The 20328-nt window shown below is 66.9% G+C and carries 19 protein-coding genes; 1 reads left to right on the forward strand and 18 read right to left on the reverse strand.

Features of this window, described 5'->3' with window-relative positions:
* Positions 1–22: 22 nt before the first annotated feature.
* The 14 genes from NQK35_RS03665 to NQK35_RS03730 all read right to left on the reverse strand — a co-directional run bounded on the left by NQK35_RS03665 (position 23) and on the right by NQK35_RS03730 (position 14071).
* Positions 23–739 carry an MBL fold metallo-hydrolase gene (locus tag NQK35_RS03665; RefSeq protein WP_048741593.1) on the reverse strand — a complete coding sequence of 239 codons (717 nt, stop codon included), beginning with the start codon at positions 737–739 and terminating at the stop codon, positions 23–25.
* Position 740: 1 nt separating this feature from the next.
* A complete protein-coding gene (locus tag NQK35_RS03670) occupies positions 741–2072 on the reverse strand; it encodes a DUF349 domain-containing protein (RefSeq protein ID WP_009211631.1) in 1332 nt (443 codons plus the stop codon).
* A gap of 160 nt (positions 2073–2232) precedes the next feature.
* On the reverse strand, positions 2233–4536 hold the full coding sequence (locus NQK35_RS03675; RefSeq protein WP_257114571.1) for a RelA/SpoT family protein: 2304 nt from the start codon (positions 4534–4536) through the stop codon (positions 2233–2235).
* Positions 4537–4614: 78 nt separating this feature from the next.
* Positions 4615–5154 (reverse strand): adenine phosphoribosyltransferase, encoded by a 540-nt coding sequence (locus NQK35_RS03680; protein WP_009211633.1) that lies wholly within the window; start codon positions 5152–5154, stop codon positions 4615–4617.
* Positions 5151–6239, reverse strand: a complete 1089-nt coding sequence (gene secF, locus NQK35_RS03685; protein WP_048741598.1) for a protein translocase subunit SecF — start codon at positions 6237–6239, stop codon at positions 5151–5153. Before secF ends, NQK35_RS03680 begins: the two co-directional genes overlap by 4 nt.
* 1 nt (position 6240) lies before the next feature.
* Entirely contained in the window at positions 6241–8205 is a 1965-nt protein-coding gene (gene secD, locus NQK35_RS03690) for a protein translocase subunit SecD (RefSeq protein ID WP_257114572.1), read from the reverse strand.
* 26 nt (positions 8206–8231) lie between these two features.
* Positions 8232–8645, reverse strand: coding sequence for a preprotein translocase subunit YajC (locus NQK35_RS03695; RefSeq protein ID WP_009211636.1), 414 nt, complete (start codon positions 8643–8645; stop codon positions 8232–8234).
* 160 nt (positions 8646–8805) lie between these two features.
* Complete coding sequence (ruvB, locus tag NQK35_RS03700; RefSeq protein WP_048741683.1) at positions 8806–9819, reverse strand: Holliday junction branch migration DNA helicase RuvB; 1014 nt, start codon at positions 9817–9819, stop codon at positions 8806–8808.
* A gap of 25 nt (positions 9820–9844) precedes the next feature.
* The gene (gene ruvA, locus NQK35_RS03705; protein WP_009211638.1) at positions 9845–10450 is read right to left on the reverse strand and encodes a Holliday junction branch migration protein RuvA; all 606 of its coding nucleotides are present in this window, start codon (positions 10448–10450) and stop codon (positions 9845–9847) included.
* A gap of 54 nt (positions 10451–10504) precedes the next feature.
* Positions 10505–11134, reverse strand: coding sequence for a crossover junction endodeoxyribonuclease RuvC (ruvC, locus tag NQK35_RS03710; protein ID WP_048771609.1), 630 nt, complete (start codon positions 11132–11134; stop codon positions 10505–10507).
* The gene (gene pdxT / locus NQK35_RS03715) at positions 11134–11727 is read right to left on the reverse strand and encodes a pyridoxal 5'-phosphate synthase glutaminase subunit PdxT (RefSeq protein WP_048741607.1); all 594 of its coding nucleotides are present in this window, start codon (positions 11725–11727) and stop codon (positions 11134–11136) included. Before pdxT ends, ruvC begins: the two co-directional genes overlap by 1 nt.
* Positions 11721–12623: a pyridoxal 5'-phosphate synthase lyase subunit PdxS gene (gene pdxS, locus NQK35_RS03720; RefSeq protein WP_034230813.1), complete on the reverse strand. Its 903-nt coding sequence runs from the start codon at positions 12621–12623 to the stop codon at positions 11721–11723. The genes pdxT and pdxS overlap by 7 nt, the downstream gene beginning before the upstream one ends.
* 2 nt (positions 12624–12625) lie before the next feature.
* The gene (locus NQK35_RS03725; RefSeq protein ID WP_257114573.1) at positions 12626–13387 is read right to left on the reverse strand and encodes a YebC/PmpR family DNA-binding transcriptional regulator; all 762 of its coding nucleotides are present in this window, start codon (positions 13385–13387) and stop codon (positions 12626–12628) included.
* Between the two features lie 177 nt (positions 13388–13564).
* A complete protein-coding gene (locus NQK35_RS03730) occupies positions 13565–14071 on the reverse strand; it encodes a SixA phosphatase family protein (protein ID WP_257114574.1) in 507 nt (168 codons plus the stop codon).
* A 32-nt stretch (positions 14072–14103) separates the two neighbouring features.
* Here NQK35_RS03730 and NQK35_RS03735 point away from each other — a divergent pair, with 32 nt between their 5' ends.
* Positions 14104–14337 carry a hypothetical protein gene (locus NQK35_RS03735; RefSeq protein WP_257114575.1) on the forward strand — a complete coding sequence of 78 codons (234 nt, stop codon included), beginning with the start codon at positions 14104–14106 and terminating at the stop codon, positions 14335–14337.
* Here NQK35_RS03735 and NQK35_RS03740 read toward each other — a convergent pair.
* The 4 genes from NQK35_RS03740 to NQK35_RS03755 all read right to left on the reverse strand — a co-directional run bounded on the left by NQK35_RS03740 (position 14325) and on the right by NQK35_RS03755 (position 20299).
* Positions 14325–14996, reverse strand: coding sequence for a histidine phosphatase family protein (locus NQK35_RS03740; protein ID WP_257114576.1), 672 nt, complete (start codon positions 14994–14996; stop codon positions 14325–14327). The two genes, NQK35_RS03735 and NQK35_RS03740, sit on opposite strands and share 13 nt — an antisense overlap.
* Positions 14993–17929 (reverse strand): bifunctional [glutamine synthetase] adenylyltransferase/[glutamine synthetase]-adenylyl-L-tyrosine phosphorylase, encoded by a 2937-nt coding sequence (locus NQK35_RS03745; RefSeq protein ID WP_257114577.1) that lies wholly within the window; start codon positions 17927–17929, stop codon positions 14993–14995. Before NQK35_RS03745 ends, NQK35_RS03740 begins: the two co-directional genes overlap by 4 nt.
* A complete protein-coding gene (locus NQK35_RS03750) occupies positions 17926–19266 on the reverse strand; it encodes a glutamine synthetase family protein (protein ID WP_009211647.1) in 1341 nt (446 codons plus the stop codon). The genes NQK35_RS03745 and NQK35_RS03750 overlap by 4 nt, the downstream gene beginning before the upstream one ends.
* Before the next feature lie 73 nt (positions 19267–19339).
* Positions 19340–20299, reverse strand: coding sequence for an SPFH domain-containing protein (locus NQK35_RS03755; protein WP_257114578.1), 960 nt, complete (start codon positions 20297–20299; stop codon positions 19340–19342).
* Positions 20300–20328 lie beyond the last annotated feature (29 nt).

A 20328-nucleotide genomic window follows, 5' to 3' on the forward strand; every position in this document is an offset into this window, starting at 1 on the left:
CTTCTGTGATGCGGTGAGCGCGCTAGCCGATGCGGCGGGCGCGAATCAGATACTGGTTGGAGCGAATCTCATCCGCCAGCGTCGTGGCCGGTCCGTGCCCCGGTATGAGAATCGTCCGCGGGTCAAGCGCGTTGGAAATCGTGCGCAGCGAGTGCCGCATCTGGGTTTCATCTCCACCCGGCAGATCGGTGCGCCCGACGCTGCCCTTGAACAGGACATCGGCGCTGAGCGCCCACGGGACCGGGCCGTGCGAGGAATAGAAGGACTGGTCGCTCACGCGAATGTCCAGTTCTCCGTGTCCGAGGAAGAGCGCTGATCCTTCCGTGTGGCCGGGGGCGGGAAGCATCCGCAGCGTCAGCCCCGGACATATCTCGAAGGAGTCGGCGGGCATCTCACGCAGGTCGCTCGGCTTGACCCACGGCCCCGCGAAGTCAGGAGTGGGCATGGGCAGGTGGGATGCGGGGTCGTCCATGCGGTACATGTCGGGGCCGGGAAGGTAGACGGGAACGTGCCCATCGCGGCCCCAGGTGGCAACCTCCGCGGCATCCCAGACGTGATCGGGGTGCGCATGCGTGAGCACAAGCGCGCCGACTCCCACGCCCTCGTGCTCGAGAACCTCGCGAATGAGATGACGGATGCCGGCGGAAGGATCGACAACAAGGGCAGTGCCCGCCCCAGACGGGACGAGCACAAGCCCATTCGCCGAGTAGAACGGCGACGGAATCACGTGCAGTCGCATGTCACTCCATGGACGACGAGATCTGCGTGAGCCAGGCGCGCTTTGTCTCCAGGGCCTCGCGCACGCTCGACGCGTTCTTCGTATCCCCGGCGGCCTCTGCCTCTGCCAGCGAGCGCTCCAGCTGGGCGATCTGTTCCTCGAGCTGGCCGACCATGCCAGCGGCGCGTGCTCGGGTCTCCGGGTTCGTACGCCGCCATTCCTTTTCCTCGGCCTCACGCACGGCTGCCTCGACAGCGCGCAGACGCCCCTCGACGCGGTGCAGGTCCGAGGAGGGAACGCGCCCAACCTCCTCCCAGCGGTCCTGAATCTGACGGAGCTGTGCCTTGGCTCGCTCGACGTCAGTCACCGGCAGGATCGCCTCGGCGTCGACAAGGATCTTCTCCTTGGCGGCAAGGTTCTCGCGGTACTCGGCGTCGGTGGCCTCGTCCTTGGCGCGGCGCGCGTCAAAGAACACCTGCTGCGCCGCGCGGAAGCGAGCCCACAGGGCGTCGTCCTCCTTGCGGGACGCGCGCGGGGCTGCCTTCCATCGGGTCATTAGCTCGCGGTAAGCGCCGGACGTGCGCGCCCAGTCCACCGACGAGGACAGGGCCTCGGCCTCGGCGATCAGGGCTTCCTTGACCCTCTTGGCCTCGGACTGCGCCTGGTCCAGCTGCGAGAAGAACTGGCGGCGGTGGCGATCAAATTGCGTCCTGGCCGAGGAGAAGCGCTTCCACAGCTCGTCCTCCACCGACTTTTCCAGACGCGGACCGCGACGCTGCAGGGTCTTCCACTCTTCGAGCAGGTCGCGCAGGGTTTGCCCCGACTGCTTCCAGTGTGTCTTGGCGGGATCCTGGGCAACGATGACCTCCGCCCGCTCGACAACGGACGTGCGTTCGGCCAGCGCCTGAGCCTTGGCGGCCTTGCGTTCCTCGCGCGCCACCTCCTTGCGTTCCTCCGCGGCCTTGGCCACGGCCTCGACCCGGTTGCGCAGCGCCGGAATGTCACCGATGACATTCGGGGAAACGACCTGCTCGCGCAGCGTCGCCAGCGTTTGGTCGATGTCCCTGGGACTCAGGGTCGCCAGGCGATCCTCGAAGAGCTTGATGGTGGCTTCAAGGTCGGCGTAGCGACGCTCGTACAGGGCGTAGGGCGACGCCGGTATGCCCTCCGGAAAACCGCCGACAACACGTTCCTCGTCTCCGTCCTTGACGTAGACCGTCCCATCCTCGCCGATACGCGCGAAGGGATGCGCGGGCACCTCGGACGCGGGAATCGTTGGCGAAGCAATGACGGCCTCGGCGGGCACCCCAGCTTCGGGAGTGGTTTCGTTGCTCGGAATCGGCGTCGTGGTCACGATATTCCTTCTAGGACGAGGGCTTCCGCCCGGCGCGGTGGTGTGCCGATGTGACACACACAGCTAGTGTGTCACATCTAACGAGACGGTGTGAAGTAATGGCCAAAAAAGGGGATGGATGTAACACACTCCCCATTGTCCACATCCTGTACCACCTGTTTCATCGAGGAGTCGCGCCGATGCGCACTGCCTCAAAAACGCCGTCAACCCGCCGCAGCGCAGACAGCACGGCGTTGAGATGCCCGAGGTCGGCAAGTTCAAAGGAGAACCTACCGCCGGCAACCTGGTCACCGTTGGTGTGAAGCGAGGCCGACAGGATGTTGACGCGATAGTCCGAGAGCACCCGCGTGAGATCGGAGAGCAGTCCGCCACGATCGAGCGCGCGTATCTCGATCTGCACCCTGAACGGCGTCCCCGTGCTTTGCGCGTTCCACGACACGTCCACAAAACGCTGGGGCTGCAGCTGCCCGAGGCGCACCGCATTCGCGCACGTGCTGCGGTGAACCGATACCCCCTGCCCGCGCGTGATGAATCCGACGATGTCGTCGCCCGGCACCGGCGTGCAGCACTTGGCCAGTTTCACCCAGATGTCGTTCGGGCTCAATCCCGCAACGATGATCGCATCGTCGCCCGAGATACCCGAGCGGGATTTGACAGATCCCGGCGTGACGCCCTCGGAGAGCGTCTCCTCCGTGCCGTCTCCTCCTCCCAGGTTGTCCACGAGCTTCGACACGACGTTCTGCGGCGAAATGTGGCCCTCGCCGACGGCGGCGTAGAGACCGGACACGTCGGGATAGCCGAAGGAGGTCGCCACCGACAGGATCGATTCGTGGTTCATGAGGCGCTGCAGGGGCAGGTTTTGCTTGCGCATGGCGCGGGCGAGCGCTTCCTTGCCCGCCTCGACGGCTTCCTCCCGGCGTTCCTTGGAAAACCACGCCTTGATCTTCGACCGAGCGCGCGGGGAGGCGACGAAAGCCAGCCAGTCGCGCGACGGCCCCGCCTTGTCCGACTTTGCCGTCACGACCTCCACGGTCTCGCCGGACTCGAGCCTCGTGTCCAAGGAGACGAGGCGTCCGTTGACCTTCGCTCCGACGGTGCGATGCCCGACCTCTGTGTGAACGGCGTAGGCGAAGTCGACGGGCGTGGCGCGCGCGGGAAGGACAATGACCTCTCCCTTAGGCGTGAACACATACACCTCGTCGCCGGCGATCTCGTAGCGCAGGGAGTCGAGGAACTCCTCCGGATCGCCCGTCTCGCGCTCCATCTCGACCAGAGCGCGCAGCCAGTTCGCCTGCTCGTCCGAGCTCATGCGATCCGAATCGCCGCTGGATGCCTTCGGATTCTGCTTGTACTTCCAGTGCGCCGCGACCCCGTGCTCGGCCCTCTCGTGCATGTCGAAGGTGCGGATCTGGATCTCAACGGGCTTGCCACCCGGACCGACGACCGTCGTGTGCAGAGACTGGTACAGATTGAACTTGGGCATCGCAATGTAGTCCTTGAAGCGCCCCGGAATCGTGTTCCAGCGCCCGTGCAACGAACCCAATACCCCGTAGCAGTCCTTGATGGACTCCACCAGCACGCGCACCGCGACCAGATCGAAGACCTCATCAAAGGCCTTCCCGCGCACGATCATCTTCTGATAGATCGAATAGTGACTCTTCGGTCGCCCGCTCACCGTGCCTTTCGTTCCCGAGCGGCGCAAATCCTCCTCGATCTGATCAATGACGTCGCGCAGGTATTCCTCGCGCTGGGGCGCCCTCTCGGCCACCAGGCGATCGATCTCGTCGTAGATCTCGGGATAGAGGGTTTTGAAGGAGAGTTCTTCGAGCTCCCACTTCACCATGTTCATCCCGAGGCGATGCGCCAAGGGAGCGTAAATCTCCAGCGTCTCCTGGGCCTTCTTTTGCGCGGAGGCGGCGGGGACAAAACGCCAGGTACGGGCGTTGTGCAGGCGGTCGGCCAGCTTGATGAGGAGAACGCGGATGTCGCGGCTCATGGCGACGAGCATCTTGCGCAGCGTCTCCGACTGTGCGGCTGCGCCGTAGTGCACCTTGTCCAGCTTCGTCACGCCGTCAACGAGGTTGGCGATGGGCTCGCCATACTCGGCTGCCAGCTCCTCGAGCGTGTAGTCGGTGTCCTCAACCGTATCGTGCAGCAGCGCCGCGACGAGCGTCGGAATCGTCATTCCCATCTCGGCCAGGATCGTTGCCACCGCGACAGGATGGGTGATGTAGGGTTCACCCGACTTTCGCATCTGGCCGCGATGATGGGACTCAGCGGTGCGATAGGCGCGCTCAACGACGCTAATGTCCGCCTTCGGGTGGTTCGCTCGCAGGGCACGTACGAGCGGCTCGATCTCGGGAATCGTGGCACGTCCGCGGGAACCAAACCACACGAGGCCGGATCGTACCCGGGAACCAGCCGCCGGTAGGGCGGACCCTGAAGTCGTGTCGTCGCTGCTCATTCCCCCATGATAGCCACGAAAGAGCGGGTCCGGGGATCGTCGATCCCCGGACCCGCCGGCGCGCGTATTCTCAGGCGTTCACAGGTGCAGAGCAGTCTCCACTCGAATGTCGACAAGCTTGGAGCGGCCCCCCAGGGCATCGAGCTCGAGAAGGACGGCCACCGCTTCGACCGACGCCCCGCACTGGCGCAGCAGCTCGACCGCTGCCCGCGCGGTTCCACCCGTGGCCAGAACGTCGTCGATGATCAGGACACGCTGGCCGGGGCGAACGGACTCCGGGTGGATCTCCATACGGGCGGTGCCGTACTCGAGCGCGTAGTCGACCCCGATCACGTGGCCGGGCAGCTTGCCGGCCTTGCGGATCGTGAGCATGCCGAGGCCAAGCTCCGCGGCCACCGGCGCGCCGAGGATGAAGCCACGCGATTCCAGCCCTCCGACCGCGTCGATCTGGCCCGCGTAGCGGGCGCCGATGAGTTCGACGAGTTCCTTGAACGCCGGGCCGTTGGCGAACAGCTCGGTAATGTCGCGAAACAGGACGCCGGGTTCTGGAAAGTCCGGGACCTCCAGCATGTTGTCCTGCACGAGGGTGGCGATGCGCTCGCCAAGTTCACCGATCATCGATGGCTCTTCTTCCTCTGGGGTTGCCGGTCGTTGCCCAGCCGCTTGCCGGGCTTGATGGGGGCGACCTTCACGGACTCGCCGTCGGAGGCCGACTCCCCCGCGGCGCGGTCCGCGCGCTCGCGCTCAACGGCCGCGTCGTGCTCGCGGGTCTTGCTCGACATCTCCTGGAAGCTCACGAGCAGCGGGGAGGCGATGAAGATCGAGGAGTAGGTTCCCGCGATCATACCGATGAAGAGGGCCAGCGAGATGTCCACGAGGGTTCCGGGGCCCAGAGCAAGTGAACCGATCACGAGGATAGCTCCGACCGGAAGCAGCGCCACGACCGAGGTGTTGATCGAGCGGACCATCGTCTGGTTGACGGCGAGGTTGACGTACTCCGCGAACGTGTAGTGCTTTTGCTCGTAGACGTCGCCGGTCAGCTCGCGCACCTTGTCGAAGACGACAACCGTGTCGTAGAGCGAGTAGCCGAGGATCGTCAGGAAGCCGATCACGGTGGCCGGAGAGACCTCCACCTGCAGAATCGCGAAGACGCCGACCGTGACCGCGATGTCGTGCAGGAGCGCCAGGAGCGCCGAGGCCGCCATCCTCCACGACCGGAAGTAGGCGGTCATCAGGAGGGCGACCAGCGCCATGAAGATGACGAGTGATTGGGCGGCCTTGGTGGTCACGGAGGATCCCCACGAGGGGCCGATCGAGGAGGACTGCACCTGCGAGACGTCAACGCCGTACGCGCCTGCGAGCGCCTCGCGCATGGTGGCGGTCTGCCCCGAATCCAGGGAGGTCGTCTGGATTCGCACCGAATCCGACCCGACGCGCGTCACCTTGGGTGCCCCCTCGACGAGGCCGGTGTCGGACACCGCGCGCGCCGCGAAGGACTCGCTCTGGTCGCTCACGTGCGCCACGTCGAACTGAGAGCCACCCGTGAACTCGATCGAGCGATTGAGGCCCATGATGCCCACCAGCGCAAAGCCGAGGACGATCACGGCGGCGGCGAGGCCGACGAAGATTCTCCGGTTGGGAACAACGCGGTAGGACTTGTCGCCCGAGTACAGGGCGTTACCCCACTGAGCAAAACTCATCATGTCAGTTCTCCTCTTCCTGGGTCGCGGCATCCCCCGCGCTCTGGCTGGCGTCCTGGGCCGCGCCCGCTGAGGACTCGGCCTGCTCGGCCGCCAGTCGAGCCGCGCGGCGACGCTCGGCGATCGAGGTTCCCTCCGCTGCCTCTTCCGTCTCTCGCGCGGCCGCAGATTCTCCGCGTGCGACCACGCGGCCGCGGCCCGCATACACGAGCGCATTCTTAGCGCCCAGGTGCTCCGGGTCCAGGCCCGAGAGCTTGTGGCCCTGACCGAAGAAGCGCGTGCGGATGAGCAGCTCCATCATCGGGTGGGTGAACAGGAAGATCACTGCGATGTCGATGACCGTCGTGACGCCCAGCGTGAAGGCGAAGCCCTGGACCCCGCCCACGGCGAGGAGGTAGAGCACCACGGCGGCAACGAGGTTGACGGCGTCGGAGACGAGGATCGTGCGCTTGGCGCGGTCCCATCCTTCCTCGACGGCGGCGCTCAGCGGACGTCCGTCACGCACCTCGTCGCGCACGCGCTCGAAGTAGACGATGAAGGAGTCCGTCGTCACACCGATGGCCATGATCAGGCCTGCAACGCCTGCGAGCGAGAGCCGGTAGCCCATCGCCCACGACAGGAGCGCGATGACGAGGTAGGTGATGGCCGAGGCCACCAGCAGCGAACCGGCGGAGATGACCGCCAGGCCACGGTACTGCCAGATCAGGTAGACGATGACGAGGAGGAAGCCGATGAGCGCCGCCCACAGGCCGATCGTGAGGTGATCGGTACCAATCGTGGCGGAGATCTGCTGCTCGGACTCGACCTCGAAGTTCAGGGGGAGCGACCCGAAGCTCAGCTGGTTGGCCAGCGCCGAGGCCGACTTCGCCGTGAAGTTACCGGTGATTTCCGCTTCCCCGGTGGAAATAATGGCGTTCATTGAGGGGGCGGTGATGACGGTACCGTCCAGGACGACGGCGAAGGAGTTGCGGTCGGGACGGCCGCGGTAGAAGGACGAACCCGCGGCATCCGCATCGTGGAAGCCGTAGAGGATCGTCGAGGTCTCCTTGAACTTCTCCTTGCCCGCCTCATTGAACTGCAGCGAGACGGCCCACTGGCCGGTCGTCTGGCCATTGGAGTTGCGTGCCAGCCCCGCGTTGGCCGTCTTGAGGTCGGATCCGGGCACGGCCACGGGTCCCAGAATGTACTTGATCTGGCCGGAGTCGTCGCATGCGGCGTAGGGCTTGTCGGAGGGGCCCTCCACGCGCTTCACATCCGCTGCAGCCGAGCAATCGAGGGTCAAGAAGTCGTACATCACCTGCTCGGTGACCCACGCCAGGTCGGAACCGTTCTCGGGCGTCGTCACGGGCGTGTCAGACAGGGTGCCGTCGTGATCGGTGTCGGCCGTGCTCATCGCCGTGGCAGCATCGAGAGCGGTGGATTGGACGCCGCCCGACTGGGCGGCGTGGTCAGCGCCGCTCGAGGACGATCCGCTCTGGCTGTCCTCCCCCGACTGCGCGCCGGACTGCTCGCCCGACTGAGTTCCCGACTGACCGACCTCGGTCTGGGAGGGTTGATTCTGAATGACGCCCTGCGCCGCGCCGATGCGCAGCACGGGGCGGAAGTTCATCTGAGAGGAGGAGCGAATGAGATCGAGCTGCTCCTGGGAGGGCGTGCCGGGGATTGACACCATGATGTTCGAGTTACCCAAGGAGGAAATCTCGGACTCGGACACGCCCGAGGCGTCAATGCGATTACGGATGATCGAGATCGCCTGCGTGATGTCGTCGTCGGTGATCTCGCGTTGCCCATCCCCTGTCACGGTGGGAGTCAGGATCAGCTGGGTCCCGCCCTTGAGGTCAAGGGCGAGGTCGGGGTACGGGGACACACCCTTGGTGAAGTGCCCGATCGCCAGTGCCGCGCACGCCGCCACGATGGCGACGATGAGCGTCACGAGCGCGCGCACTGGGCGTCGCTTGTGTGATGCCACGGTTCTACTTTCCGTTCAGCCTTGTGTTACTTCTGCTGCTCGTCGGGCTCGGAGGCGCTGGCCCCGTCACGAGCCGACTCGTCGAGCCCCAGGACGGTGTCGGCCTCGTCCGTGGGCTCTTCCACGTCAGCGCTCTCCTGAGTCTCGTTGTCGGCGTTCTCGGCGAGCGGCGGAACCGCGCCGATCTCGGCGATCATCTCCCGCTCCCAGTACATCTCGTGTCCATCGGTGGTTTCCAGGACGACGATATCGCCGTCGAGGTCAACGAAACGACCCCAGAAACCCACGCGGGTACGGACCCACTCACCGGGCTTGACGGCTGCGAGCTGGTCGCGCTTCTCCTGCTCCATCTGCGCCATTTGCTTCTTGCGTGAGCGCGAGCTCCACCACATGAAGACGACCATGAGGCCAATGAGGAGCACCAGGAAGTAGTTGTTCATAAAGGCTGATTCACTTTCGATGACGGTCGGGCGCTGTGAGCGCACCTTGCCAGTCTAATGCCCGAGGAGGGTTTTAGCCTAAGCGATCAATACGCGGCGCGGCGTATCCCACCTCCGAGCACGATCGGACCGCCGCTTGTCACCGAAGCTGCCGCCTCGGCTAGTCGAAGAGCACGCTCTCCCCGGCGGGCGGCGTGAGTCCGAGGTGGCTCCACGCGAGCGGGGTTGCCATGCGCCCACGGTTGGTGCGTACGAGGAAGCCCTCTCGCACGAGGTAGGGTTCGGCCACCGTTTCGACGGTCTCCGCCTCCTCCCCGATGGTCACCGACAGGGTCGTGAGCCCGACCGGTCCACCTGCGAAGCGCCGACACACGGCCTCCAGGACCGCGCGGTCGAGGCGGTCCAGGCCGCTGGGGTCGACCTCGAAGAGCTCGAGGGCACCCCGGGCGGCGTCGAGCGTGAGCTGTCCGTCGCCGTGCACCTGCGCGTAGTCGACGACGCGGCGCAGGAGGCGATTGGCGATGCGCGGGGTGCCGCGCGAACGCGACGCGATCTCGTGGGCGGCGCGCGCGTCGATGGGTGATCCGAGCAGCGATGCGGAGCGGGTGACGACGGATTGCAGCTCGTCGGTCTCGTAGAACTCCAGGTGCGCGGTGAAGCCAAAGCGGTCGCGCAGAGGGGCGGGAAGGAGACCCGAGCGTGTCGTGGCTCCCACCACCGTAAAGGGCGGCAGCGTCAGCGGAATCGACGTGGCTCCCGGACCCTTGCCAACGACGACGTCAACGCGGAAGTCCTCCATCGCCAGGTACAGCATTTCCTCGGCCGTACGGGCGAGGCGGTGGATCTCATCAATGAAAAGGATGTCACCCTCTTGGAGGCCAGAGAGAATCGCCGCCAGGTCTCCCGCGTGCTGGATCGCCGGGCCCGAGGTCAGGCGCAGCGACGTGCCCATCTCGGCGGCGATGATCATCGCGAGGGTGGTCTTGCCCAGCCCGGGCGGTCCGGCCAACAGGACGTGATCGGGGGTGGCCGAGCGCATACGTGCCGCGTCGAGGACGAGCTGCAGCTGGCCTCGAACGACGCGCTGCCCGACGAACTCGGAGAGTTTCCGTGGACGCAGGGCGGCCTCGGCCGCGCGCTCGAGGTCCCCGGCGTCGGGTGCGACGATACGCATGGCGTCGACGTCCCCGCTCCTGTCTTCAGCCACGGCTTCCTCCCAGGGTGACAAGCGCGGCGCGGAGCATGTCGGAGGCGCCAAGTCCGCTTCCCGCCAGCTTCTCGATGGCTGCGCACGCCTGCGTCTCGGACCAGCCCAAGCCGACGAGGGCGACGCGCACCTCGGCGGCCACCGCGTCCTCGGCGGGCGGCGCGGAACGAGTGGGCCCCGCTCCCGGCAGAGCCGCGGGGCTGCCGAGCTTGTCGCCGATCTCCAGCGCCATGCGTTGAGCGGACTTCTTTCCCACGCCCGGGATGCGCTGCAGCACCGCCAGGTCCTGGTCTCGCACGGCGCGGCGCAGGTCGTCGGGCCGTAGGACGGCGAGCGCGGCGAGGGCGATCTTGGGTCCGATGCCCGAGACCGTCATCAGGGCAGCAAAGACGTCGCGTTCGTCGCTTGACTCGAAGCCGTAGAGGGTCATTGAGTCCTCACGCACGATCATCGAGGTATGAACCGTGATCTCGCGGTCCCGCGCCATCGCCTGGGCGCAGGCGGGAGTCACGTGGACACGAAAGCCGATGCCTCCCACGACAACATCAACGTGGTCGAGGCCTGTGCTCGCCACCGTGCCGCGCAGAATGGAGATCACTACGTTCCTTTCGTTCGTGGTCGCTCGCCGGGCAAGGCGAACATATGTACGATTCTAGCCGCGTCGGCGACGAGGATCCACGGCACCGGTGCGGCGTTGCGCCGCCTGCGCCTCGGCCCACGCGCGCTGAGCGGGAGTCATCGAACCGCGAGCCGTCAGACGCCCAGAGAGGGACACCGCGACGGAGGAATCCTGCGGAGCACCGAGCAGACCGGTACCACGCCACGCGTGCGTGATCGCGATCGCGAGGGAGTCCGCCGCGTCTGCCGGCTTGGGGGCCTTTGCCAAGCCGAGGATGCGCGCAACCATCGTCTGCACCTGCGCCTTGTCAGCGTTGCCGTTGCCGGAGACGGCGGACTTTACCTCGGAAGGAGTGTGCACGGCCATGGGCAGGCCGGCACGGCCCACGCACGTCATGGCGGCACCCATCACCTGCATGGTGGTGGTCACGGACTGCAGGTTGTCCTGGGCGAAGACGCGTTCGATCGCAACCACCTCGGGCGCGTAGCGTTCGATGACACCGTCGATCGCGTCCGCGATCGTGCGCAGCCGGAAGTGCGTCGCAAGGTCCTTGTCGCTCCGGGCGACGCCGACATAGACGAGGGTGGCTCGCCGCGACGGGTCCACGTCAATGACGCCCAGGCCGCATCGCGTCAGCCCCGGGTCGATGCCCATCACGCGCATCAGGCGCGCGCGACCATGTCGACGAAGAGGCCGTGCATGCGGTCGTCACCGCCGACCTCGGGGTGGAAGGACGTCGCCATGACGGTGCCGTGGCGCACCGCGACTATCGGACCGTCGGCGCTGTTTCCGGCACGTGCGATGACCTCGACCCCCTCGCCCACCGACTCGACCCAGGGAGCACGAATAAAGACGGCGTGGAAGGGGCCGCCCTCGAGGCCCTCAACGTCCAGATCCTCCTCGTAGGAGTCGATCTGACGTCCGAAGGCGTTGCGACGCACGACCATGTCGAGCCCGCCGAAGCAACGCTGATCGTCGCGTCCGTCCAGGATCGTGGAGGCAAGCATGATCATTCCCGCGCACGTCCCATACACCGGCATGCCCGCGGCGATGCGCTTGCCGAGGGCGTCGAAGAGGCCGAACGAGACAAGCAGCTTGGACATGGTCGTCGATTCGCCGCCGGGGATGACGAGGCCGTCGACGCGGGCGAGCTCGTCCTGCCTGCGCACGAGCAGCGCGCGGGCACCGGAGTTCTCCAGCGCCCGCGCGTGCTCTGCGACGTCGCCCTGGAGGGCGAGAACGCCGATGGTCACCATCCGCGCTCCGCGAGGCGGTGGTCGACCGGAATGTCATCAACGTTGATGCCGACCATGGCCTCGCCGAGCCCGCGAGAGACGTCGGCGATCACGGCGGGATCATCGTAGAAGGTGGTGGCCTTGACGATGGCGGCCGCGCGCTTGGCCGGGTCCCCGGACTTAAAGATGCCCGACCCGACGAAGACGCCTTCGGCGCCGAGCTGCATCATCATCGCGGCATCCGCGGGTGTGGCGATGCCCCCAGCAGTGAAGAGGACGACCGGGAGGCGACCCTCGCGGGCCACCTCTGCGACGAGCTCGTAGGGGGCTTGCAGTTCCTTGGCGGCCACGTAGAGCTCGTCCTCCGGCAGGGAGGTGAGGTGACGGATTTCGTCGCGAATCTGACGCATGTGCGTGGTCGCGTTCGAGACGTCTCCCGTGCCAGCCTCGCCCTTGGAGCGGATCATGGCCGCGCCCTCGGTGATGCGCCGCAGGGCCTCACCCAGGTTGGTGGCGCCGCACACGAAGGGGACCGTGAAGTTCCACTTGTCGATGTGGTGGGCGTAATCGGCGGGGGTGAGAACCTCCGACTCGTCGATGTAGTCGACTCCGAGGGACTGAAGGACCTGAGCCTCAACAAAGTGCCCGATACGCGCCTTGGCCATGACGGGGATGGATACGGCGTCGATGATGCCCTGGATCAGGTCGGGATCCGACATGCGGGCAACGCCGCCCTGGGCGCGAATGTCGGCGGGAACTCGTTCGAGGGCCATGACCGCGACGGCTCCGGCATCCTCGGCGATCTTGGCCTGCTCGGGGGTCACGACGTCCATGATGACGCCGCCCTTGAGCATCTGCGCCATTCCGCGCTTGACCTGGGGGGTACCAACCTCGCGCTTGACGGTGGATTCGCTCATGCTCACTCTGCCTCTTCCAGCTGCGCGCTGGCCTCGTCCGACAGCGACATGTTCGTGTAAATGTTCTGAACGTCGTCGGAATCCTCGAGGGCGTCGATGAGCTTGTTGACCTTGAGGGCTCCCTCGAGATCAAGCTCAACCTCCGTGGAGGCCACGAACTGGACCTCTGCCGAATCGTAGTCGATGCCCGCCTCCTGGAGGGCACTGCGCACCGCGACCACGTCCTTCGGGTCGGATTCGATGACGAAGAGCTCGCCCGCGTCCTCGACCTCTTCCGCCCCGGCGTCGAGAACAGCCATCATGATGGACTCCTCGTCCACGCCGTCGGCGGCGGGGACCTCAACGACGCCGCGACGGGAGAACAGGTAGGACACCGAACCGGGGTCGGCCAGGGAGCCGCCGTGGCGGGTGAAGCCCAGGCGCACGTCGGAGGCAGCACGGTTGCGGTTGTCGGTGAGGCACTCAACGAGGAAGGCGACGCCGCTGGGGCCGTAGCCCTCGTACATGATGGTCTCGTAGTTCGCGCCGCCGGCCTCGGCGCCGGAGCCTCGCTTGACGGCGCGGTCGATGTTGTCCGCGGGGACGGAGTTCTTCTTCGCCTTCTGGATGGCGTCGTACAGCGTCGGGTTGCCTGCAGGGTCGCCGCCGCCCGTGCGAGCAGCGACCTCGATGTTCTTGATGAGGCGCGCGAAGAGCTTGCCGCGCTTGGCGTCGATAGCGGCCTTCTTGTGCTTGGTGGTCGCCCACTTAGAGTGTCCCGACATCACTTCTCCCTGTTGGGTGGATAGATACCGCCACATTCTACCGCGTTGAGGGGGAGGGTCCCCACGTGTGGAACGCCGCCGTGGACAAACGTAAACACCGTCACAGCGGGCCGGGAGTGGCCGATCCTCCCCCGCGTTCGGCGCGCTCGGCCGGGCGGCCGCTGGCGCGCAGGTCGCTCACCGCCTCATCGGTCCACCCTCCCGGCCTGCGGGCGGGGTGAGGAAGAGCCGCATCGAGCACGAACCGGGTCCGAGACAGTCCCAGGGGCCATCGAACGTCAGGACCATCGCGGTTGCGGTGGCCACTCCCCTGGCGACACCTGCTCGATCCTCGTCGCGCGAGAGGATCTCCGCCGCCAAGGACACCGTGGGTTCGTGGCCGACGACGAGGGCCGAGGCGCCGGACAGGCCACGGGCGAGCGTGATGATGTCGGCCTCGTCAGCGTCGTAGATACTGCGGTCCGTCCAGGCGCTACCCACGCTCACGTGGCCAGCGATCGCTTCGAAGGTCTGGCGCGCCCGCATCGCATCGGAGGACACGGCAACGTCGAAGGAACCGATCTCGCGGGCGAGGGTGCGCCCGAGGCGCTCGGCCTGGTCGCGCCCGGCGTCGGTCAGCGGGCGGAGGTGATCGGGGTAGGGCGTGGCGGCCTGCGCGTGGCGAACGAGAACGAGAGTTGGCATACTTCCAAGCGTAACCGCACCGGGAGGACACCATGGCACTGGGAGTCGAAAGCGCCTCGGGCATCTGCTCGGCACGCGAATGCACGAAGGCGGCGATCTACCGGATCGACTGGCGTAACCCGGCGATCCACCGCGCCCGCCAGAAGACGTGGCTGGCGTGCGAGGAACACCTGACCTACCTGGAGAACTACTTCAGGTACCGCTCGTTCCCGTACAGGGTCTCAGCTTTCGTTGCGCCGGGCCAGTCACCGCCTCAGGACCACTGATCGAGGGGGCGGTCATTCCACGTCACGGCGCGCAGCGCCTTCGCCAGTTCGTCGGCCGAGGACGGATCCAGGTCGGCGGGCCACTCGAAGGAGGAGGTACCCGCGTTTGACATGAAGTGCGTCGACACGAGGGCCTCGTCGATGTCGGCCGACAGCCAGGTGGCCAGCAGGCGCGTGAGCGCGCCGTGGATGACGAAGACGGCCACGGCCTCGTCCCCGGCCTCCTCGCGGGCGGCCAGGCCGACGCGGCGCACGGTCTCCAGGGAGCGAGCCAACGCCTCGCGGCCGCTCTCGCCGCCCGGCATCCTGTTGTCGAGGTTGCCCGCGCACCACGACAGCGTCGTGCGCACGTAGAGCGCCTGGGACCCGGGATCGGCCGCCATCTCCAGGTCGCCTGAGCGCAGCTCACGGATGCCGGGGCACACGCGGGGCGTGAGCCCGTAGGCGCGCGCCAGGGGCGCCGCGGTCAGGCGCGTGCGTTGAAGTCCCGACAGAGCGATGACGGTGGGGGCAGGTGCGACCTCGGCCTCCCAACGATCCGCCAGGCGCTGAGCCTGGGCGTGCCCCTCGGGGGTCAGGCCGAGGCCCGGGCGCACCGTGTCCAGGGCACCGAGTCGATTCGCGGGCGTCTGTCCGTGCCGTACGAGGACAATTTTCACTGCTGCTCCCAAAAGAGTCGTTCCATCACGTCGCGTGCCTTTCGCCCGGCGCGCAGCCAGTCTTCCTCGAGGGCATTGAGCCCGCCGCTACCGTAACCGAGAATGGCCGCGAGAGCACGCAGCTCGGCACTGTCGCGCGGAAACACGTCGAGCTTCACACCGCTCATCCTCCCCGTCGCCAGGACGTTGGCGGCGCGGATGCGCGTGGCCATGTCCCATGCATCCAACAGGGTGTCGGCATCCGAGGGCTCAACGAGGCCCTCATGTGCCGCGGCCGCGATCGCGCCGGTCGTTGAGGGGGTGCGCAGGCTCGGCGTGATGCGCCCGTGGCGCATCTGGATCAGCTGGATCGTCCACTCGACATCGGTGAGTCCCCCCGGCCCGAGCTTGACGTGGCGGGAGGGCTCGATCCCGCGGGGAAGGCGCTCGTTTTCCATGCGGGCTTTGAGCAGGCGTATGTCGCGCAGATCCGCGGGCGACACATCGCCGTAGGCGATCTCCTCGAAGAGCTGCCCTGCTCGGCGGGCCAGCGGCGTGTCGCCAATTGGCCGGGCGCGCACGGCGGCCTGGCGTTCCCACGTCGATCCCCACCTGCGAGCATACTCCCGATGAGACTCCACGGTCCTACTCATCGGACCGTTCTTCCCTTCCGGGCGCAGGCCAAGATCGACGGCGAGTCCAAGCTGGCTGGTCGCGGAGCCGAGAAGCTTCTTCGCGCGGTTCACGATGGCGGTCGCGCTGGCCGCGGCGTCGGCTGGCGTGGCGTCGCCCACCGCCTCGTGTACGGCGATGACATCGGCATCGGAGGCGTAGGAGCACTCCCTGCCCCCGTAGCGGCCCATGGCGATGAAGGCGACGCGGGCACGCGGGTTCCCCCACCGGGCGGCCTCCTCGCGCTCCGCGATCTCCAGTGCCCCCAGGAGAGCGGTGTCCGCCGCGTCCGCGATCGCGTGGCCGCGCGGATCGATCCCGGCCAGCAGGTCGCTCATCGCGCACCGCGTGAGTTCCCGGGTTCGCACCGCGCGCACGCGCGCCGCCGCATCCTCGGCATCCTCGTGGCGCTCGATCAGCGCCCGGAGCTCGCGGCCGAGCCGGCCGAGGTCCCGTGGAGCGAGCTCGGCATCGTCGTCGAGCCAGGCAACCGCCTCGGGACGCTTGGCGAGGGCGTCGGCGATCCAGTGGGAGTTGGGCAGCATCTTCATGAGACGGCGGGCGGCCACCCCCGAGTCTCGCAGGAGAGCCAGATACCAGTGGGAGTCGCCAATATCCTCGGACAGGATGCGGAAGTTCCTCAGCCCCATGTCCGGGTCGGCGCCGGCGGCGAGCCAGGAGATAAACACGGGAAGGAGATGACGCTGGATGACCGCTCGCCTGGTCGTGCCGCGGGTGAGGGCCGCGATGTGAGTCAGAGCGCCGCTGGGGTCGCGGTAGCCGATGGCGGCGAGGCGGTCGCGAGCCCCCTCGGCGTGCAGGACAACCTCGTCGTCGCGAAGCGATGCCGTCGCGGCAACGATCGGGCGATAGAAGACGTCCTCGTGCAGGGCCCGCACCCGCTCACGCACCTCATCGATGGCGGCGCTCATGGAGGCGGCGTCGGGGAAGCGCCGGGCTCCCATGGCGCGACCCAGGACACGCAATTCGGCGTCCTTATCGGGGATCAGGTGGGTGCGGCGCATGCGCGGCAGCTGGGTGCGATGTTCGACCGCTCGCAGGAAACGATAGCAGGAGGCCAGGTCGGCGGCATCGCTGCGGGCGATGTATCCTCCCTCGCTCAGGGCATCGATCGCGTCGAGCGTCGAGGGCACGCGCAGGAACGCGTCGGTGCGACCGTGGACGAGCTGCAGCAGCTGGACGGTGAACTCGACGTCACGCAATCCCCCTCGCCCGAGTTTGAGTTCCCGTGAGGCGTGGGAGCGCGAGATGTTGTCCTCGACGCGCCGCCGCATCGCGCGCGCCGCCTCGACGAACCCCTCGCGTTTGGCCGCGCTCCACACGTAGGGGTGGGCTGCCTCCTCGAAGGCGCGACCAAGCTCATCGTCGCCGGCGCAGGCGCGGGCCTTGAGCAGCGCTTGAAACTCCCAGGCTTGCGCCCACTCCTGCCAGTAGCGCCGATAGGACTCGATCGTGCGCACGAGCGCGCCATTTCTCCCCTCGGGCCTCAGGTTGGCATCCACCGTCCACAGGGGGGCTTCGTTTCCGGGTCCCGAGCACGCCGAGGCCGTGGCGGCGGCGAGCCGGGTGGCGATCTCCAGCGTGTCCCGTTCTTCCTCACCCGCCTGCCCCCGGGTCACGTACAGGACATCCACATCCGAGACGTAGTTGAGTTCGCGCGCCCCGGTCTTGCCCATGGCAATGATCGAGATGGGAACCTGCCCCCGTGGGTCGATGTCGCGCCGGGCGAGGGCGAGGGCCCCCTGAAGCGTCGCGTCGACAAGATCGGCGATGCGACGCCCCACCGCGGGCATCACAGCCTCGGGGTCCTCGCTCGTCAGGTCGTCGGCGGCCAGGTGTAGCAGAACCCGGCGGTAGGCTGCCCGCAGGTCGTCCGCGCACGCGTGCTCCGCAGCCACGAGCGCTCCCGAGGCCACGCGCCTCGCCCCGACGGCCGCGGCGAGCGCGTCGCCGACCTCGCCCGGTTCCTCGTTGATGGCCCAGGCGCGCCGCGGGTCGGCGATGACGTAGTCACCGAGCCATTGGCTTGCCCCCAGCACGGCGCACACGCGACGCCTGCTGGAAGGATCCCCCGCCAGCGCGCACACGAGTCCGGGGGCGGCCTCGTGCAGACGGATCATCTGCAGGAGCGCCTGGTCCGGGTCCGCGCAGGCGCCGATGTCCCGCGCCCACTCGCTGCGCTCGCCCGGGAGCTCGTCGAGAAAGCTCAGGGCGCGTCGCGGGTCCAAGAAGCCGGCGACCCGAAGCTCGTCGGGGGTCACCTGGGAACGACCTTGAGGAACTGCTCGATCTCCTGGCGCGTAATCTGGCGACGGTACTCGATCCATTCCTTGCGCTTGTTGCGGATCACGTAGTCGAAGACCTGCTCTCCGAGCGTCGCGGCGACCAGATCGGACTTCTTCATCGCGCGGACGGCGTCCGAGAGCGAAGCGGGAAGGGCGCGAATCCCCATCACCTGGCGTTCACGATCCGACAGGTCCCACACGTTGTCCTCGGCCTCGGGCATGAGTTCCATCTTGTGCTCAATGCCATCCAGGCCTGCGCTGATCAGGACGGCGAAAGCCAGATACGGGTTCGCGCTTGGATCGGGCGCGCGGTACTCGATGCGAGCCGAGGCACTCTTCTTGGGTTTGTACAGGGGGACGCGCACGAGGGCCGAGCGATTCAGGTGTCCCCAGCACACGTAGGCGGGCGCCTCTCCCCCACCCCACAGCCGCTTGTAGGAGTTCACGTGCTGGTTGGTGATGGCCGCGATCTCCTCGGCGTGAGCGAGGATTCCGGCGATGAAGTGCCTGCCGGTGGCCGAGAGGCGATACTGTCCGGACGGGGAAAAGAAGGCGTTCTCCTCGCCCTCAAAGAGGGACAGGTGGGTGTGCATGCCCGAGCCGGGATGCTCAATGAAGGGCTTGGGCATGAACGTCGCCACTAAATCCTCGCGCAGCGCGACCTCCTCGATGACGGTGCGCGCCGTCATGATGTTGTCGGCGGCGCGCACGGGGTCCACGGCCCGCAGGTCGATTTCGTTCTGGCCCGGTCCCCCCTCATGATGGGAGAACTCCACGGGGATCGACATGTCCTCGAGCATGCGTACAGCGCGGCGCCGGAAGTCGTTGGAGTCCCCGCGTGCGACGTGGTCGAAGTAGCCCGCCTGGTCGACCGGGATCATCCGCTCGGGAGTGACCGGCTGGCGCAGCAGGTAGAACTCGATCTCCGGGTGCATCATCACCCGAAACCCGGCGTCGGCGGCACGCCCCACCGCGCGCTCCAGGACACCGCGGGGATCCGAGGGGGCGGGTCGCCCGTCGGGCATCAGCACGTCACAGAACATGCGGGCGACCGGCTCCTCGCTCGTGCGCCACGGCAGCAGTTGGAACGTCGAGGCGTCGGGCTTGAGGAGCATGTCGGATTCAAAGACGCGGGTCAGACCCTCGACAGCCGAGCCGTCGAAGCCGATGCCCTCATCGAAGGCGTCCTCGAGTTCTCCTGGGTCGATCGAAATCGACTTCAGGACGCCCGCGACGTCTGTGAACCACAGCCTGATGAAGCGAATGTTCTTCTGCGCGACCTCGCGCAGCACGTACTCCTGATGCGAATCCACCGCTGTCCTTTCGCAGATGGCAGGCCGGGCCGACCGCAGGGGCTGCGGTCGGCCCGGCCTCGTAGCGACCAGTCTACTTGCCCAGGCCGAAGCCCTTGGAGATGGACTCCAGCGCGCCCGTCAGATCGGAGGGAAGCATCCACAGCTTGGACGCCTGTCCGTCTGCAATCTTGGGCAGCATCTCGAGGTACTTGTAGGAGAGCAGCTCGGGAGTCGCGTGCCCCGCGTTGATGGCGGCGAACACGGTCGTAATAGCCTCGGACTCACCCTGCGCGCGCAGGATCTGGGCCTGTCGGGCGCCCTCGGCCTGAAGAATCAGCGCCTCCTTCTCGCCCTTTGCCTGCAGGACCTGAGCCTCCTGCTGGGCAGAGGCAGCGAGCACGGCCGCCTGCTTGGCGCCTTCGGCCTTCTTGATCTGCGCCTCGCGCTCGGCCTCGGCGGTCAGGATCGTGGCGCGCTTGGTGCGCTCGGCCGTGATCTGCTGCTCCATGGCAGCCAGGACGCGCGGCGGCGGCTCAATCGACTTCAGTTCGACGCGCGTGACGCGAATACCCCAGGGGCCCGTGGCCTCATCCAGCACGCCACGAAGCTGCTTGTTGATGGATTCACGGGAGGTCTGCGTCTGCTCCAGGTCCAGCGACCCGATGAGGTTACGCAGGGTGGTGGCTGTGAGCTGTTCGATCGCCTGGAGGAAGTTGGTCACCTCGTAGGTCGCGCTGCGCGGATCCGTAATCTGAAAGTAGATGACGGAGTCGATCGAGACCATCGCTTGATCCGCCGTGATGACCGGCTGAGGCGGGAAGTTCGCCACCTGCTCACGCAAGTCGATACGCGCGGCGACGCGATCCACGAAGGGAACCAGGAGGTGGAAGCCGCCCTGCATGACGGCTTGGAAACGCCCCAGCCTCTCGACGACGTACGCCTGGGACTGTGGAACGATGCGCACCGCGCGCACGAGCGCGATAACAACGAACACCACGAGGGCAAGAGTGACGAGCACCGCCACGTTGCCAATGACCTCATACGAGTCCATGGGTTCTTCCTCTCTGTCAGGAACTAACT

It is taken from the genome of Schaalia odontolytica (assembly GCF_024584435.1).
In the GTDB taxonomy this organism is placed as follows: Bacteria; Actinomycetota; Actinomycetes; order Actinomycetales; family Actinomycetaceae; genus Pauljensenia.